This is a genomic window from Microbacterium enclense, from assembly GCA_038182865.1.
GTDB classification, from domain to species: domain Bacteria; phylum Actinomycetota; class Actinomycetes; order Actinomycetales; family Microbacteriaceae; genus Microbacterium; species Microbacterium enclense_B.
The window spans coordinates 611,353-628,998 of record CP116226.1; the positions used below are offsets into that span (position 1 = coordinate 611,353).

The following is a 17,646-nucleotide window of genomic DNA, read 5'->3' on the forward strand; positions in this document are numbered from 1 at the left end:
CCGCGTGCCCCTCTCCGGGGACGGATCGGCGAGATCGCCCGCTGGGGAGGAGGGGCGAAAGTTAGGCTGGAACGGTGACCTCCCTCCACGACACGTCGGTGCGCGGCTTCGCCTCCGACAACTATTCCGGCATCCACCCCGACGTCCTCACCGCGATCTCCGCGGCCAACGAGGGGCATCAGGTCGCCTACGGCGAGGACGTCTACACGGCGCGCCTCCAGGAGCTGTTCGTCGGCCTGCTCGGCGAGGGCGTCGAAGCCTTCCCGGTGTTCAACGGAACGGGCGCGAACGTCGTCGGGCTGCAGTCGATGCTCCCGCGATGGGGCGCCGTGATCTCGGCATCCACCGCGCACATCAACGTCGACGAGGGGGGCGCTCCCGAGCGTGTCGGGGGGATCAAACTACTGACCGTCCCCACCGACGACGGCAAGCTCACCCCCGACCTCGTCGACCGGGAAGCGTGGGGGTGGGGAGACGAGCACCGTGCCCAGCCCCTCGTCGTGTCGATCACGCAGTCGACCGAGCTGGGCACGCTGTACTCCGTCGAGGAGATCCGCGCCCTCGCCGATCACGCGCACGGCCACGGTATGCGCCTGCACATGGACGGAGCCCGCATCTCGAACGCGGCGGCCGCCCTCGACGTGCCGCTACGGGACTTCACGCGCGACGCCGGCGTGGACGTGCTGAGTTTCGGCGGCACGAAGAACGGCGCGATGATCGGCGAGGCCATCGTCGTGCTCGACCCCGAGGCATCCACCGGCCTGACCTACCTGCGCAAGCTCGACATGCAGCTCTCGAGCAAGATGCGATTCATCTCGGCACAGTTGGTGGCGCTGCTCGAGAACGACCTGTGGCTCACCAACGCGCGCCACTCGAACGCGATGGCCCAGCGTCTGCGCGCCGGCGTCGAAGCGGGACTCGTCGACGGCTCGATCCGGGGCGTCGAGTTCACTCAGCCCACCCAGGCCAACGGCGTTTTCGCCATCCTTCCTCCCGGCGTCGCCGACCGTCTGCGGCAGAGTTTCCGCTTCTACGACTGGGACGAACTGCGTCGCGAAGTGCGCTGGATGTGCTCGTTCGACACCACGGAGGACGACATCGACGCGTTCCTCGCGGCGATCGCCCGCGAGACCGCGGTCTGAACGCACGCGCACCGCGAGCCCGCGGCATCCCTGATCCGGATGCCGCGGGCTCGGTCGTTCATGCCCCCGCGAGCCAGTCGCGGTAGGCGTCGAACGAGGTCGGGCGTCCGAGGAACGCCTCCACGAGGTCGGTGGCGTCGCGTGAGCCGCCGCGCTCGAGGATCTCGGTGCGGTAGCGGCGCGCGACGTCGGCGTCCATGAGGTCGGCGCCGAAGGCCGTGAGCAGATCCCGCGCGATCACCAGGCTCCACTGGTAGGTGTAGTAGCAGGCGCCGTACCCGGTGAGGTGCCCGAAGCCGGCGTACGAGTGCGAGCCGTCGAGAGGGGCGACCGGGCTCGCTCCGCGGTAGTACCCGTCCACGGCGGCCGCGAGGTCGGCGGGCCGGTCCACGTGCAGCCGGTACGAGGTGGTGGCGTGGCCGAGCTGCCGCGTGACCTCGAGCCCTCGCCCGAAGGCGTCGGCGGTGCGCATGCGCTCCACCAGATCCGCGGGAATCGGCTCGCCCGCATCGTTCACGGCGAAGGATGCCAGCACTCCGGCATCCCACGCCCACTCCTCGAGCAGCTGGCTGGGCGCCTCGACGAAGTCCCATTCGGTCGTGATGCCGGTGAACCGGGCCCACCGCTGGTGACCGCCCAGGATCTCGTGGATGAGGTGCCCGAACTCGTGGAAGAAGGTGACCACCTCGTCGTGCTCCAGCACGCCCCGCGAGAAGTTGCACAGCAGGACGCCCTCGGGGAGCGACCGCCCCGCGATGCCGGGGGCGAGTCCGAAGCATGCGGCGTGGTTGTACTTTCCGTTACGAGGGTGCAGATCGAGATGGATGCGGCCGAGCCGTTCGCCTCGGCGGGTCACGTCGAAGGTGACCACGTCGTCGTGCCATGAGGGAGCGTCGACCGGCACGTACGTCACGTCGAGCAGGCGCGCGGTGGTCTCCAGCACGCCGGCGAGCACGCGGTCGAATCGGAAGTACGAGCGCACGAGCTGCGCGTCGACGTCGTACTCCTCCCGTTTGAGCGTGCTGAGGAGGTACCAGAAGTCGGCGATCGTGACGGCCTGGGCCGTCGGATCGTCGCGACGCAACCGGTCGAGAACGCGCGCGTACTCGGCTGCGGCAGCCGGTGCAGCAGCTTCGGCCACCCGTGTCAGGAACGCGTCGACGGCGGCGCTGGACCCGATCATGCGGGTCTCGGTCTCGTAGTCCGCCCAGTCGCCGTAGCCGAGCAGCGCGGCACGCTCGGCTCGAACGGCGAGCAGCTCGGCGAGGACCGGCTCGTTCTCGGGCCACGCGAGGTCGTTGTACGCGGCGACGAGGGCGCGTCGAGTGTCGCGGTCCCGCGCATATTCCCGAACCGGCATGAGATCGGTGTACTCGGTCGTCAGCGTGACGAGACCATCGTCGTCGGCAGGATGGTCCGCGAGGAAGTCCGCGGGGAGACCGTCGAGCGCCGACGCCGGCACCCGGATCTCGCGCTTGCCCTCGCGGATGTTGCGCGAGAACGCCAGGGAGAGCTCGGTGTCGCGGTCGCTCAGAACACGCACGCGCTCACGCTTCTCGTCATCGAGGTCGACGCCGCCGCGACGGAAGTCGCGGCGGACGTGGGCGAGCAGGCGGCGCTCATCGTCGCCGAGGCCGGTCTCGTCGGCCTCCGCGAAGGCCTTCCACAGCTGACGATCGAGCAGGCGACGGGACTGCAGGGCCTCGAACTGCTGGACCTGCTCCTCGGCGAGGCGGCGGATCTCGGCATCCGGATGCGACTCGCTCAGGAGGTGGGCCTCGGACAGCGCCTCGGCGAAGGCGATGTCGGCGTCGTTCCACAGCTCCAGCCGCTCGGCGGTGGGCAGATCACCCGCGTCGGAGAGGCGCGCGTCGATCGTGTCGATGAGCGCGCGGCGGGTGGCCGGGCGGTCGGTGACGAAGCTCGTCCATCCGGCGGCGTCCGTGGGCAGCGGCAGCGGGGCAGGTGCGGTGATCGGCATCCTCCGACCCTAAACAGGGGGTCGGACACCGGCAACGATCAGCGCAGCGCACCCACCGACGCGAGCCCCTGGCGCACGAGAGTGCCGCGCCCACCCTCCATCTCGGCGGCGAGCGCGTCGGATGCGGCCTCCTGGGGTGACAACCACGTCACCTCCAGGGCGTCCTGTCGCGGTTCGCAGGTTCCGGTCACGGGCACGACGAAGGCGAGAGCGACGGCGTGCTGCCGATCGTCGTGGAACGCGCTCACCCCGGGAAGGGGGAAGTACTCGGCGACCGTGAACGGTGCGGGCTGCGGAGGAAGGAGAGGGAAGGCCATCGGACCGAGGTCGTTCTCGATGTGGCGGAAGAGCGCGTCACGGACGGTCTCGCCGTACCGGACGCGACCCGACACGAGCGTGCGCGTCATCTCGCCGAGAGGGGTCGCCCGCAGCAGGATCCCGACCTGGGTCACCATGCCCATCCCGTCGGTGCGCACCGGCAGCGCCTCGACGTACAGCATCGGGAGCCGCCGCCGCGCCTCGGCGAGCTCGACCTCACTGAGCCATCCCGGGTTGGTGTTCGGGCCGCTCGGGGCCCCCGTGAAGGGGCCGGACAGGGGCTCGCGCTCCTCGCCGTTGTCGCCGGGCTCGGGATCGGGTGTGCGGACAGGCATGCTCCCTGTATATCAACCGTGCGCTCCGGATGCCGCGTGTCCGGCGCGCAGCCGACCTCGATCTGCCCGCGATGGACGGGCCGACGGGCCGTGAGGATCGTCCGGCGGCGGAGGTCTTCGCCTCCCCGGGCTCCTCCGGCGCCCGATGTCGGAGGCCTTTGCCACAATGGCCGCATGAGCGCACCCCTCTCCCTCGATCCCTCGGTCGTACGCTGGTCGGTGCCCGCGGACGAGCGGGGAGACCGCCCGGTTCTCCTGCTCCTCCACGGCTACGGCTCCGACGAGCACGACCTCTTCGGGCTCGTGCCGTCCCTTCCCTCCGGTTTCGCGGTGGCCAGCCTCCGCGCGCCGCTCGTACCGCCGTGGCCGATGCCCGGGGCCTCGTGGTATCCCATCGAGGGGCTCGACGGGCGCGACCCCGGCGCCGTGACCCTCGCGGCGCGGTCCGTGCTGGCCTGGATTCAGGATGCCGTCGGCGACGCCCCCGTGGGACTCCTCGGCTTCTCCCAAGGCGGGGCGGTCGCCCTCCAGACGCTGCGGGTCGATCCGGACGCGGTGTCGTTCGCCATCGTCCTCGCCGGATACGCCGCCGGGGGCGAACTGCCCGGCGACGCGGTTCTCGCCGAGCGGCGTCCGCCCGTCTTCTGGGGACGCGGCGCCGCGGACGACGTCATCCCCGCGCACCTCGTCGACATGACGGCTCAATGGCTGCCCGCTCACAGCGACTTGAGTGGTCGGGTCTACCCGGGCCTCACGCACTCGATCTCCCAGGACGAGCTCGACGACGTGCGAGAGTTCCTCGACGCTCGTCTCGCCCATCACGAGAAGTCGACGGCGCCGTGAACCGAGAAGCTTTCGCGACGGCCGCGGATCGGCTATCGTAGGCAGCCCTGTCCCCGAGAACGAGGTCTCCTCCGGTGAAGAACGTCGACGCTTCCGCGCCCCTGTCCGCGCGCTGACCCGTCGACCCGCCGTTTTCTCGGCCGCCCTCCGCTGATGCGGACGGGTCCGGTGTCCGCGCATCCCGCGTTCCCGGAGTCCCGTCATGTCATCGCTCTCCCCCTCTCTCGTCTTCGACCGTGTCCGCCTCGTCTGGCCCGACGGAACCGTCGCCCTCGACGGCATCTCCGGCTCCCTCGGACGGGGGCGCACCGGGCTGGTCGGCCGCAACGGTGCCGGCAAGTCGACCCTGCTCCGCGTGGCTGCGGGCCTGATCGCCCCGACCTCCGGTCTCGTCACCGCCTCCGGCGAGGTGGCGATGCTGCCCCAGCGCCTCGCCGCCGATCCGCGACGCCCCGTCCCCTCGCTCCTCGGGGTGGCGGAGCCCCTCGCCGCGGTTCGCGCGATCGAGTCAGGGGACGTGGACGCGCGCCACTTCGACGCTGTCGGCGACGACTGGGACGTCGAGGCTCGTGCCCACGCGCTTCTCGCCCAAGCGGGGCTGCCGCCCGCGGCCCTCGACCGGACCGTCGGGGAGCTCTCCGGCGGCGAGGCGGTGCTGACCGCTCTCGTCGGACTCCGCGCCCGCGCGGCGGACATCACGCTGCTCGACGAACCGACGAACGACCTCGATCACGAGGCGCGCGCTCGGGTGGGTGATCTCGTGCAGACGTGGCCCGGCACCCTCGTGGTCGTCAGCCATGACATCGCTCTGCTGGAGCGCATGGATGCCACGGCCGAGCTGTACGGCCACACCCTGAGCGTCGTCGGCGGCCCGTACAGCGTCTGGCGGGCGCAGCGCGACGCGGAGCAGGAGGCCGCTCTCCGTGCCGAGCGGGATGCCGCGCAGACCCTTCGCCGGGAGCGACGTCAACGCATCGAGTCGTACGACAAACTCGCCACGCGATCGCGCGTCGCGCACAAGGCGCAGGTCGAGAAGCGCGTGCCCAAGATCATCGCGGGAGGGCGGGCGAACGCGGCGCAGGTGAGCGCGGGGCGCCTCAGCACCGAGATGCGCGGGAAGGAGGACGCCGCGCGCGCGGCGCTGAACGAGGCGGCGTCCCACGTGCGTGACGACGACGTGGTGCGCATCGACCTGCCCGATCCGCAGAACGCGGCCGGGCGGCGGATCCTGACGCTCGGCGACGCCGAGCACGAGTGGGTCGTCACCGGCCGCGAACGCGTCGCCCTGGTGGGACGGAACGGCACCGGGAAGACGACCCTGCTCGAGGGTCTCGTCCATCGTGCGGATCGGGTGGGAGCGGTCCACGCCCGAGCGAGCGTCGAGCACGTCGGCTACCTGCCGCAACGTCTCGACGGTCTCGACGACGCGGCATCCGTCCTCGACACCGTGTGCGCTGCGGCGCCGAGTGTGCCCGTCCCGCTCGTGCGGGATCGCCTCGCGCGCTTCCTCGTGCGCGGCGACGCGGTCGCTCGGCCCGTGGGCTCGCTGTCGGGCGGCGAGCGCTTCCGCGTCGCGCTCGCCCGCCTGCTGCTGGCCGATCCTCCCCCGCAGCTGCTCGTGCTCGACGAGCCGACGAACAACCTCGATCTCGACACGGTCGACCAGCTCGTCGCGGCGCTCCAGGCGTACCGCGGAGCGGTGCTCGTCGTCAGTCACGACGAGGCGTTCCTCACTCGTCTGGGACTCGACCTGCGGCTCGAGCTGGCGGACGGACGTCTGGCGGAGAGCTCGCCGTGAGCTCAGCAGGCCCCACCGCCGTCTCCGCCCCCACCGCCATCGCTGCAGCCGAAACCGCCCACGACCGCCGCACCCCCGTCGGCGCCGGCAGCGCCGCGCGCCATCGTCCCCGCGCGGAGCGAGAACACGGCGAAGCCACCGAAGAGAAGGGCCAGGATGCCGCCGATCGTGGCGCCCATGAGGAGATTCTGCGAACCGAGCCACAGGGCGGCGCCGATGGCGAGGCCCAGGAGGGCGGAGACGGACACGACCGCGACGGCGGCCCGCGGGGACGACGATGCGCTGTTCATGTCCCCACGGTAGGCAGCGCCGATCGGAGACGCCTCCGCCCTGAGGGGGAAGAGCACGCGCCGTTCCGCGACGGGCGAACGTCAACCCCGGCCCGATGTCGGAGGTCCGAGAGAGGATGTCGGCATGGCTGACGTCCTCGAGAGATTCGGTGCTGCGACGCAGGACTGGTTCCGTGGCGCGTTCTCCGCCCCGACCACCGCACAGAAGGGCGCGTGGGAGTCGGTGTCGTCGGGACGCAACGCTCTCGTGGTCGCCCCCACCGGTTCGGGGAAGACCCTGTCGGCCTTCCTCTTCGCGATCGACCGCATCTTCCGTGAGGAGGCCCCCGAGACTCCGGATGCCGAGACCCCGCGCCGCGGCAAGAAGGCGACCCCGAAGACCCCCGCGACGAACACCCGCGTCCTGTACATCTCGCCCCTGAAGGCGCTCGGCGTCGATGTGGAGCGCAACCTGCGCTCCCCGCTCGTGGGGATCGGGCAGTCGGCCCGACGCCTCGGCATCCGAGTTCCGGGAGTGAGTGTCGGCGTCCGCTCCGGTGACACGAGCTCCAGCGACCGCCGCAAGCTCGTCACCGATCCCCCCGACATCCTCATCACGACGCCCGAGTCGCTGTACCTCATGCTGACCAGCCAGGCCGCCGAGACGCTGCGGGGCGTGCACACGGTGATCATCGACGAGGTGCACGCAGTTGCGGCGACCAAGCGCGGCGCCCACCTCGCGGTCAGTCTCGAGCGCCTCGACGCGCTGCTGGACAAGCCCGCGCAACGCATCGGGCTCTCCGCGACCGTGCGCCCGATCGACGAGGTCGCTCGCTTCCTCGGCGGAGCGCAGCCCGTCGACATCGTGGCGCCGAAGGCGACGAAGGCGTTCGATCTCTCGGTCGTCGTTCCCGTCGAAGACATGCTGAATCCTCCCCCGCCGCCGGGGTCGCCCGCTCCCGATGAGGCGACCGACGGCGAATGGTTCTCCGAGCGCCCCGAGAGCACCGAGATGGCGGGGTCGGTGTGGCCGCACGTCGAAGAGGCGATCGTCGATCGCATCCTCGAACGCCGCTCCACGATCGTCTTCGCCAACTCGCGGCGCCTCGCCGAGCGCCTCACGGGTCGCCTCAACGAGATCTACGCCGAGCGGGTAGGGATCGACGTGCCCGAGCCGACGGTCCCGGCAGCCATGATGGCGCAGGCGGGGTCGTCGGCCGGTGTCTCCGCGATCCTCGCGAAAGCGCACCACGGTTCTGTCTCGAAGGAGCAACGCGCCCAGGTCGAAGACGAACTGAAGTCCGGAGCCCTCCGCTGTGTCGTGGCCACCAGCAGTCTCGAGCTCGGGATCGACATGGGCGCGGTCGACCTCGTCATCCAGGTCGAGGCTCCGCCGAGCGCGGCATCCGGACTCCAACGCGTCGGTCGCGCCGGTCACCAGGTCGGCGAGGTGAGCCGCGCGGCGCTGTTCCCCAAGCACCGCAGCGATGTGCTGCACACCGCCGTCGTCACCGAGCGCATGCTCGCCGGACGCATCGAGGCCATCGCGGTGCCGCAGAACCCGCTCGACATCCTCGCCCAGCAGACGGTCGCCGCGGCCGCCCTCCGCTCGATCGACGTCGAGGAGTGGTTCGACACGGTCAAGCGCAGTGCGCCGTTCCGCTCGCTCCCTCGCTCCGCCTACGAAGCAACGCTCGATCTGCTGGCCGGCCGCTATCCGTCCGACGAGTTCGCTGAGCTCCGCCCGCGCCTGGTCTGGGATCGCGACGCGGGCACGCTCACCGGGCGGCCGGGCGCGCAGCGCATCGCGGTGACCAGCGGCGGGACCATCCCCGACCGCGGGCTCTTCGGCGTGTTCGTCGCGGGCGAGTCGCAGAACGCCCGCGTGGGCGAACTCGACGAGGAGATGGTCTACGAATCCCGGGTCAACGACGTCTTCACGCTCGGCACCACGAGCTGGCGCATCGTCGAGATCACGCATGATCGCGTCAACGTCCTGCCCGCCTTCGGCCAGCCCGGCAAACTGCCGTTCTGGCACGGAGACGGCATCGGCCGTCCCGCCGAACTCGGCGAAGCGCTGGGCAAGTTCTCCCGCGATCTCGCCGGCGCCGATCAGGCCAAGGCCGAGGAGCGACTGCGCGAGTCGGGGCTCGACGACAACGCCATCACCAACCTCCTGTCGTACCTCGCCGAGCAGCGCGAGGCGACCGGGAGCCTCCCCACCGACCGCACGCTGACCGTCGAGCGCAGCCGCGACGAGGTCGGCGACTGGCGGATCATCCTGCACTCCCCCTACGGCATGCAGGTGCACTCCCCCTGGGCCCTCGCGGTCAACGCGCGCATCCGCGAGCGCCTCGGTGTCGAGGGAGCCGCCGTCGCGAGCGATGACGGGATCATCGCGCGGGTTCCGGATGCCGCGGCCGAGCCGCCGGGCGCCGACCTCTTCGTCTTCGAGCCCGACGAGCTCGAGCAGATCGTCACCGACGAGGTGGGGGGCTCCGCCCTGTTCGCCTCGCGCTTCCGCGAGTGCGCCGCGCGGGCGCTCCTGCTGCCGCGCCTCAATCCGAACCGCCGGTCGCCCCTGTGGCAGCAGCGCCAGCGGTCGGCCCAGCTCCTCGAGGTCGCCAAACGGCACCCGGCGTTCCCGATCATCCTCGAGACGCTGCGCGAGGTCCTGCAAGACGTCTACGACCTGCCCGCTCTCCTCCGCGTGACCCGCCAGATCGGTGAGCGCCGCATCCGGCTCGTCGAGATCACGACGTCGCAACCATCGCCGTACGCGCGCGACCTCCTCTTCGGGTACGTCGGGGCGTTCATGTACGAGGGCGACTCGCCGCTCGCCGAGCGGCGCGCGGCGGCCCTGTCGGTCGATCCGGCTCTGCTGAGCGAGCTGCTCGGCAAGGTCGAGATGCGCGAACTGCTCGACCCGGAGGTCATCGCGCAGTTCGAGCGCGAGGCCCAGCGCCTCGACCCCGACCGTCGAGCGCGAGGGGTCGAGGGCGTCGCCGACCTCCTGCGGATCCTGGGGCCGCTCGACGCGAGCGAGGTGGCTGCCCGGCTCGACGCCGAGGGCGACGCTCTCGTCGAAGCGGAGCAGCACCTGGCGACTCTCGTCGATGACCGCCGTGCCATCCGCGTCACCATCGCCGGCGTCGCGCGCGTCGCCGGCATCGAGGACGCCGGGCGGCTGCGCGATGCGCTCGGCGCCGCGCTGCCGGTCGGCATCCCGAATGCCTTCCTCGAACCCCTTGCCGATCCGCTCGGCGACCTCGTCGCGCGCTACGCCCGCACGCACGCGCCCTTCACGACCGACGCGGTCGCCGAGCGTCTCGGGGTGGGCGTCGCCGTCGCACGGTTGACCCTGCAGCGCCTCGAGTCGCAGGGGCGGCTCGCGAGCGGCTTCTTCCTCCCCGAGGCATCCGGCGGAGCGCGCGGCGACGACACCGAGTGGTGCGACGTCGAGGTGCTGCGGCGTCTGCGTATGCGGTCCTTGGCCGCCATCCGCGGGAGCGTCGAGCCGGTCCCTCCGTCGGCCTACGCCCGCTTCCTCCCCGTCTGGCAACACCTCGGGCGCCCGCTCGAGGGCATCGACGGCGTGCTCGCCGTGATCGAGCAACTCGCCGGAGTCCCGATCCCCGCGAGCGCGTGGGAGTCGCTCGTCCTGCCCTCGCGCGTCCGCGATTACAGGCCGGCGCTGCTCGACGAGCTGACCGCGACCGGAGAGGTGGTGTGGTCGGGTCACGGCACGCTTCCCGGGCGCGACGGGTGGATCGCGTTGCATCCCGCTGAGGCCGCGCCCTTCACGCTGCAAGATCCGGACGACCCCGACGATCCCTCCCCCGACTCCCTGGAGGCACGGATCCTCGCCGCGCTCGAGGGCGGCGGCGCCTACTTCGCCGGTCAGCTGAAGCAGCTGGCCGGGGCCGAGAACGAGCAGTCGGTCAACGACGCCCTCTGGGCCCTCACGTGGGCGGGGCGCGTCACGAACGACACCTTCGCTCCGGTGCGCACGCTCCTCAGCGGCGGCGGGCAGTCGCATCGCGTCGCCCGTCGCGCTCCCCGCGCCCGCATGTACCGCGGCGCGGCGATGCCGCGCGCGACGTCGGCTCCCCGCCCGCCGTCGTTGGGGGGCCGCTGGTCTCTCCTGCCCGAGCGAGAGGCGGATGCCGCCGCCCGCGCGACCGCGACGGCGAGCCTCCTGCTCGACCGGTACGGCGTCGTCACCCGTGGGGCTGTGCAGTCCGAAGGCGTTCCGGGCGGGTTCGCGCAGGTCTATCGCATCCTCGCCGGATTCGAGGAAGCGGGGCACTGCCGCCGGGGGTACGTGATCGAGAAGCTCGGTGCCGCGCAGTTCGCGGCGTCCGCGACCGTCGACCGGCTGCGCGAGTTCGCCGCCGTCCCCGATCCTCCTCCGCTGCGCGCCGTGACCCTCGCCGCGACCGACCCCGCCAATCCCTACGGCGCGGCGCTGGGGTGGCCCGCGATCGAGGGCGTCACCCACCGCCCCGGCCGCAAGGCCGGCGGTCTGGTGGTGCTCGTCGACGGAGAACTGACGCTGTACCTCGAACGCGGGGGCCGTACCGCCCTCGCCTTCACCGACGACGACGCGCGACTGGCGGCAGCCGCGACCGACCTCGCCGAGACGTCGAAACGCCGTCGACTCGAGACGCTGACGATCGAGCAGGTCAACGGCGAGTTCGTCTACGGCACCGCCGTCGGTCGGGCGTTGCGCACCGCGGGGTTCGTCGAGTCGCCGAAGGGTCTGACCCTGCGCAAACTCACCGCCGGTGACACGCTTCGAGAGGCCGCCCGTGCCTGAGCACACTCCCTCGACCCCGCGCCACTCCCCGCTTCCCGCGCGCCGACCTGCGGCTCAGCAGGTTCGCCTCGCCCCGGCGCCCCCGCACCTCCGCCCGAAGGACGCCCGTGCCTGAGGGCGATACCGTCTACCGCGCGGCGGCCAAGCTCACCGCCGTCCTGACCGGCAAGGTCGTCACGCGTTTCGACATCCGCGTCCCCGGCAGCGCCACCGCAGACCTCCGCGGCGAGACGGTGCACGAGGTCGCCGCGCGCGGCAAGCACCTGCTCCACCGCATCGGCGGCTACACGCTGCATTCGCATCTGAAGATGGAGGGCCGCTGGGACGTCTATCGACCCGGAGAGCGCTGGCGCCGCCCCGCCTTCAAGGCGCGCGCGATCGTCGGGGTGGCCGGTGCGGATGCCGTCGGCTTCGACCTCGCGATGGTGGAAGTGCTGCGCACGGCCGACGAACACACGGTCATCGGCCACCTCGGTCCCGACCTGCTCGCCGACGACTGGGACGAGGCCGAGGCCGTCCGCCGCGTCGCCGCCGACACCCGCGAGGCCCACGTCGCACTCCTCGACCAGCGCAACGTGGCGGGCTTCGGCAACGTCTACGCGAACGAACTGCTGTTCGTGCGCGGCATCGCCCCCACGACGCCCGCGAACGAGATCGACGTCGCGGCGACCATCGCCCTGGGCGAACGCATGATCCGGGCGAACCTCCCCCGCCCCGAGCGCACCTTCACCGGCGACACCCGGCCGGGCCGCCGCTTCTGGGTGTACGGGCGCGAAGGGGCGCCGTGTCGTCGCTGCGGCACGCCCATCCGGGCGACCACCTTGGGCGCGACGGCGACGAGCGAGCGCAACGTGTACTGGTGTCCCACCTGCCAACCCGGGTGAGCCGTCCGGGGAGCATCGGGCTGTCCCACGGAACAGCGTCTCTTCCCTGCCGTCCTGTCAACCCGGCATCCGCTTCGAGGAGGACGTGCGAGAACAGGAGGACGCAACACCGTCGGGAGTTCTCGCCGCTCATTCTCTCGACGTCGAGCAAACCGATGGCGGCACGGGCGACGAAGAACCATGCGAGGGAATGAAGGTCATTCCTCACCCGTTGTCATACATGTCGGCTGAATCCGAGAGTCGACCGGAGGGGATCGTGGGTAAGAACTACATCGACATCGAGAACGACCACGGCGAGACGCTGCGTTATCGCAAGCACGTCAATGGTCGAGGACTCGTCGCGCACGGCGCGAAGGTCCACCCGTCGGCGCTGGTCGAGAACGGCGCCTACGTCGAACCCGGCGTCCAGATCGCCGCGGGTGTTCGTGTCGGACGCGGGGCGTGGATCGAGTCCGACGCCGTCATCGGCCCCGAGGCGCGCATCGAACCGCACGCGCACATCTGCGCCGGCGCCGTCATCGGCGCGGGAGCGCACATCGGCGTTCGCACGCAAGTGGGCCACAACGCCCGCGTCGCGGTGGGCTCGCTCATCGGCGACGACGAGATCATCAACGACGGTGAAGCCGTCGCGACCGATCAGCGGGGGCTGCGACTGGCCGCCTGATCCGGCCGTTCCGCTGGCTCCAATGACCCGCACGACTCCCCGGAGCGTGCGGGTTTTCGTTCGTCCCGGTGCGCGCACAGGCCGCGAGCCGTGCACGCGATCCGGCGCAGGGGCGGGTCAGGCCACGAGCGCCAGGATCAGTCCGATGAGGGGCAGTGTCCCCTGGATGCTCGCGGGCCGGAGGTACTTGCGACCCGACGTGACGAGCACGAGGGCGGCGGCGAGCATCGAGCCCAACGAGAACACCAGCAGCGTCCGGCCGGCGACGTCGCCCACGCCGTTCACGATCCAGAAGACGATGCCGGCGGTCGCACCGATCGCGAGGAACAGGTTGTAGAAGCCCTGGTTGTAGGCCATCGGCTTCGTCGCGTCGGCGGTCTGCTGGTCGGCGATCCCGAAGGTCTTCCACGTCTTCGGCTGGGTCCACCGCACGCTTTCGAGCACGAAGATGTAGACGTGCAGCAGCGCCGCGAGGCCCGCGAACACCAGCGCCAGGATGCCGATCATGCGCACAACGTTACTCCGCGGATAGCCTGGAACCATGGCCAACGGCAGCGGTTCCCGCGGACGCGGCTCCGGGGGCGGAGCGCGACGCCGCGGCGGCGCGCGCCCCGCCGCGGCGAAGCGTCCCGCGAAGCCGAAAGCCCCGGCTCCTCGTCCCGAGCCGCCGGAATCCCCGCGCCGTTTCGTGCTCGGCGCGGTGCCGGGTGCGACCCCGGGCAAGTGGATCGGTCTCTGGCGCGAGCGTATGCCGCACGTGACGCTCGAGCTTCGCGAGATCGACGTCGCCGGCCAACGGGCACACCTCGACGAGGTCGACGCCGCCCTCGTGCGGCTTCCCGTCGCGGCATCCGATGATCTTCACGTCATCCCCCTCTACGAAGAGCAGCCCGTCGTGGTGATGTCGGTGGACTCCCATCTGACGGCGGCCGACGAGCTGGATGCCGCCGATCTGGCGGGCGAGGTCGTGCTCGTCCCCGCCGACGACGTGCTCGCGACCCGGATCCCGGATACCGTCGCCCCGGCGTTCGCACCGCCCGCCGACACGGGCGAAGCCATCGCGACGGTCGCCGCAGGGGTCGGGGTGGTGATCGTCCCGATGTCGCTGGCGCGCGCTCACCAGCGACGCGACGTCGAGTACCGGGTCTTGCGTGATGGTCCGGTGTCGACGGTGGCGCTCGCGTGGCCTCGGGAGCGCACGACCCCCGACGTCGACACATTCGTGGGCATCGTGCGCGGACGCACGTCCCGCTCCTCCCGCTGAGGCGGCGCGTTCTGCGCCGTCTCCGTCCCTCGCAGGATCGTGCGCGCGATAGTGTGCGGACCACGCGCGCCGCACGAGCACGAAGGGAGAGACGGGATGCCACGACCCCTCGCGACCGCCCTGGCCACTGCCGCCGTAGCGCTCGCCTTTCTGGCAACGGGAGGCGCCGCCGTGGCCGATCCGACGACCCCACCCGCGACCGCGACGGACGTCTCGGCGGGGGTGACGCACGCGCAGAACCCGTCCGTGCCCGAGGGTGCGGTCTGGACCGAGCACTACGTCCCCACCAGCGTTCCCTCCCCCGACGGCGACCCGGTCGAGCTCCACGCCGACGTTCTGCGCCCCGCCGGCCTTCCGTCCGATGCGCGGACGCCCGTGATCCTGTCGGTCGGCCCCTACTTCTCGCACGCGGGAGCGGCATCGGATGAGAACCGTGCCGCCACCGGCCCGACCCTGCGCCACCGCGCTCTCCTCGACGAGGGCGGCGTCCTCGCCGCCGGCTACACGGTCGTGTTCGCCGACCTCCGCGGCTTCGGAGGCAGCTCCGGCTGCTTCGACTTCGGCGGTGCGGGCGACCAGGCCGACATCGGCGCCCTCGTCGAGTGGGCGGCATCCGCGGGGTGGTCCACGGGCCGAGTGGGCATGTACGGCAAATCGATGGATGCCACGACCGGCCTGATCGCCCTCGGTGAGCGCCCCGCGGGACTCTCGGCCGTCGTCGCCCAAGAGCCCGTCTGGGATCTCTACAGCTACCTGTACGAGAACGGCATCCCGGCGGAGAACAACCGCGCGACCGTCGAGGGGTACAACGCGATCGCCGCACTGCACGGTATCGACCACGAGGGAGTGGTCGACGGAGTCGTCATCGCCCCCGACACTCCGCGCTATCGCGAGAACGCGACGTACGACCAACGCCACCCCGCCTGCGCGAGCGGCATCCTGTCCGACACCCTCGCCGCGCAACGCTCGGCACCGTTCTGGAGCGCGCGTTCTCTCACGGCGCTCGCCCAGGACTCGACCGTGCCGCTGTTCCTCACTCAGGGATGGCTCGAGACCAACACCCGCCCCGACGGTATGGCGGACTTCCTGGGTGCCGTCGACGGTCCCGTCCGCGCGTGGGCGGGACCGTGGGATCACGTCGCCGGCAACGACGTCGACGCGTCCGGACGACGGCAGATGGGTCGGGCGGACTGGTTCGGCGAGGTCCGGGCATTCTTCGACGCCCACCTCCGGGATGGCCCGGTCTCGGAGCCGTCGTGGGCCGTTCAGGACAACACGGGTCGCTGGCGGGTCCAGCCGACCTGGCCGGGCGGCACGCGCGACGTCACGGCATCCCTCAATCCCGGACAGTACGTCGACGACGGTCGCGGCGCCGCGGGGCGGGACCCGGGCGACGACGGCGACGGGTCCCTCTTCGGCACCGCTCCGCGCGACGCGCAGAGCCTCGGCGGATCGCAGACCCTGTCCGCACCGGTGACGACGGCGACCCGCGTGAGCGGGGAGTCCCGGATCACCCTGCGGACGAGAGGGGCCGGTGTCGCGCACGCGAGACTGTGGGATGTGGGCACGGACGGCGTGCCCACCCTGATCGACGAAGAAGCCACCGTCGTGGACGCCTCGGGCTCGACGGACATGCGCGTGCGCGACGTGGACTGGACCCTCGAGCCCGGGCACGCGCTTCTCGTCTCGGTGGGGACGACCGACTCGCCCGCGTGGCTCCCGAAACCGAGCGGCGAGACGGTGACGGTCGAGGGCGGGACGATCACGGTCCCCCTCGGCTCCCCGGCCGACGACGTCGCGACGGAGGGCGACCCCGCGCCGTTCCTCACCGCGTATCTCGGGAACGCGCGGTGGCCGGTGCCCGTCGGCCCGCTCGCGGCGAGCTTCACCCTGGACCCTCCGAGCGCGACGACGACGCCGCCCCGCTTGGCCGAGTCGGGAAGCGTCTGGACTCCGGCCCTGGCACTCTGGGGCGCCGGAGCCCTCGCGGCGGGTGGGATTCTCGCCGCGACGCGGGCAGCCGTTCACCGACGACGCTCTCCGCGCTGAGCCGGTTCTCCGGGCGCCCCGACGCGTTCGTACTCCCGCTGGTCGACATCGGTTCACCCCTCGCGCGCCGAACAGTCACGGCCGGTCCGTAGGTTTCCTCCGTCTCACCTCGAGAGGCACGAGAGGAAAACCCCCATGCCATCCCCCACGATCTTCCGCGGTCGGCCCCTCGCCGGCCTCGCCCTCGCCGTCGTCAGCGCCCTCGCTCTCGCGGGCTGCGCGGGCGCGACCGCCGACGCCGACGCCGGCTCCTCCGCCGATGCCCAGACCGCCACGAGTCTCGCCGACATCGGAACGTTCGGCGACCTCGAGACCGCCGCGAAAGCCGAGGGACAGCTGAACGTCATCGCGCTCCCGCGCACCTGGGCCAACTACGGCGAGATCCTCGACCTGTTCGCCCAGCGCTACCCCGAGATCACGATCAACGAGCAGTCGCCCGACGTCTCCAGCGCCGAGGAGATCCAAGCCGCCAAGGCCAACGAAGGCCTCGACACCGCACCCGACGTCTTCGACCTGGGCCTGGCCGTCGCCCTGCAGAGCACCGATCACTTCGCCGCCTACAAGGTGCAGACCTTCGACAAGATCCCCGACGCGCTCAAGGAGCCCTCGGGCCTGTTCGTCGGTGACTACGGCGGATACATGTCGATCGGGTACGACTCCGCGCGCTTCCCCGAGCCCACCTCGCTCGACGACCTGCTGAAGCCGGCGTACAAGGGCGCGGTCGCCATCAACGGCGACCCCACCCAGGCGGGCTCCGCCTTCGCTGCCGTGGGCCTGGCCACCGTGCAGAGCAACGGCACCCTCGACGACTTCACGCCGGGCATCGACTTCTTCGGATCGCTGAATGCCGCGGGCAACTTCCTCAAGGTCGACCCCACGGATGCCACGATCGCCAGCGGCGAGACCCCGGTGGTGTTCGACTGGGACTACCTCAACGCCGTCCAGGCCTCGGCCGTGCCGACGTGGAAGACCGTCGTGCTCCCGGGCGTCGGCTACGCCGGGTACTACAACCAGGCGATCAACAAGGACGCTCCGCACCCCGCGGCCGCGCGACTGTGGCAGGAGTTCCTCTACAGCGACGAGGTGCAGAACCTGTGGCTGAAGGGCGGCGCGCGTCCGGCCCGGATGGAGGCCATGACCGCCGCGGGCACCATCGACACCGCTCTCGCCGCCGCTCTGCCGACGGCGCCGAGCGACACCGTCGTGCCGACCGAGACGCAGTCGACCGAGGCCGGCACCCTGCTCGGGCAGAAGTGGGCCACGGCGGTCCAGTGACCGTC

13 protein-coding genes are annotated in these 17,646 nt (G+C 71.5%); 9 read left to right on the top strand and 4 right to left on the bottom strand.

The genetic code is table 11. The features are described from left to right. Positions 1-74: 74 nt before the first annotated feature. A complete protein-coding gene (locus PIR02_02865; GenBank protein ID WZH37613.1) occupies positions 75-1,142 on the top strand; it encodes a low specificity L-threonine aldolase in 1,068 nt (355 codons plus the stop codon). A 58-nt stretch (positions 1,143-1,200) separates the two neighbouring features. Here the strand turns inward: PIR02_02865 and PIR02_02870 are convergent, their stop codons facing one another. Together PIR02_02870 and PIR02_02875 are read right to left on the bottom strand one after the other, a co-directional pair. Then, positions 1,201-3,123, bottom strand: coding sequence for a Zn-dependent oligopeptidase (locus PIR02_02870; protein ID WZH37614.1), 1,923 nt, complete (start codon positions 3,121-3,123; stop codon positions 1,201-1,203). Positions 3,124-3,161: 38 nt separating this feature from the next. Next, positions 3,162-3,776 (bottom strand): NUDIX hydrolase family protein, encoded by a 615-nt coding sequence (locus tag PIR02_02875; protein WZH37615.1) that lies wholly within the window; start codon positions 3,774-3,776, stop codon positions 3,162-3,164. Between the two features lie 174 nt (positions 3,777-3,950). Between PIR02_02875 and PIR02_02880 the strand changes: the two genes are divergently transcribed. Together PIR02_02880 and PIR02_02885 are read left to right on the top strand one after the other, a co-directional pair. Further along, complete coding sequence (locus tag PIR02_02880; protein WZH37616.1) at positions 3,951-4,619, top strand: esterase; 669 nt, start codon at positions 3,951-3,953, stop codon at positions 4,617-4,619. A 202-nt stretch (positions 4,620-4,821) separates the two neighbouring features. Beyond that, positions 4,822-6,417, top strand: a complete 1,596-nt coding sequence (locus tag PIR02_02885) for an ATP-binding cassette domain-containing protein (GenBank protein WZH37617.1) — start codon at positions 4,822-4,824, stop codon at positions 6,415-6,417. Positions 6,418-6,419: 2 nt separating this feature from the next. Here the strand turns inward: PIR02_02885 and PIR02_02890 are convergent, their stop codons facing one another. After that, on the bottom strand, positions 6,420-6,707 hold the full coding sequence (locus PIR02_02890) for a hypothetical protein (protein WZH37618.1): 288 nt from the start codon (positions 6,705-6,707) through the stop codon (positions 6,420-6,422). 124 nt (positions 6,708-6,831) lie between these two features. On the opposite strand from PIR02_02890, the gene PIR02_02895 reads away from it, so the two are divergent. The 3 genes from PIR02_02895 to PIR02_02905 all read left to right on the top strand — a co-directional run bounded on the left by PIR02_02895 (position 6,832) and on the right by PIR02_02905 (position 13,053). Further along, positions 6,832-11,505: an ATP-dependent helicase gene (locus PIR02_02895; protein WZH37619.1), complete on the top strand. Its 4,674-nt coding sequence runs from the start codon at positions 6,832-6,834 to the stop codon at positions 11,503-11,505. Between the two features lie 107 nt (positions 11,506-11,612). Continuing rightward, a complete protein-coding gene (locus tag PIR02_02900) occupies positions 11,613-12,389 on the top strand; it encodes an Fpg/Nei family DNA glycosylase (GenBank protein WZH37620.1) in 777 nt (258 codons plus the stop codon). A gap of 256 nt (positions 12,390-12,645) precedes the next feature. Beyond that, positions 12,646-13,053, top strand: coding sequence for a transferase (locus PIR02_02905; GenBank protein WZH37621.1), 408 nt, complete (start codon positions 12,646-12,648; stop codon positions 13,051-13,053). Between the two features lie 117 nt (positions 13,054-13,170). On the opposite strand, the gene PIR02_02910 is transcribed toward PIR02_02905, so the two are convergent. Further along, positions 13,171-13,560 carry a DUF1304 domain-containing protein gene (locus PIR02_02910; GenBank protein ID WZH37622.1) on the bottom strand — a complete coding sequence of 130 codons (390 nt, stop codon included), beginning with the start codon at positions 13,558-13,560 and terminating at the stop codon, positions 13,171-13,173. Positions 13,561-13,594: 34 nt separating this feature from the next. On the opposite strand from PIR02_02910, the gene PIR02_02915 reads away from it, so the two are divergent. From PIR02_02915 to PIR02_02925, 3 genes are all read left to right on the top strand, one after another. Then, positions 13,595-14,317: a LysR substrate-binding domain-containing protein gene (locus PIR02_02915; GenBank protein ID WZH37623.1), complete on the top strand. Its 723-nt coding sequence runs from the start codon at positions 13,595-13,597 to the stop codon at positions 14,315-14,317. A 96-nt stretch (positions 14,318-14,413) separates the two neighbouring features. Next, positions 14,414-16,366: a CocE/NonD family hydrolase gene (locus PIR02_02920; protein WZH37624.1), complete on the top strand. Its 1,953-nt coding sequence runs from the start codon at positions 14,414-14,416 to the stop codon at positions 16,364-16,366. A 135-nt stretch (positions 16,367-16,501) separates the two neighbouring features. Then, positions 16,502-17,641: an ABC transporter substrate-binding protein gene (locus PIR02_02925; GenBank protein ID WZH37625.1), complete on the top strand. Its 1,140-nt coding sequence runs from the start codon at positions 16,502-16,504 to the stop codon at positions 17,639-17,641. Positions 17,642-17,646 lie beyond the last annotated feature (5 nt).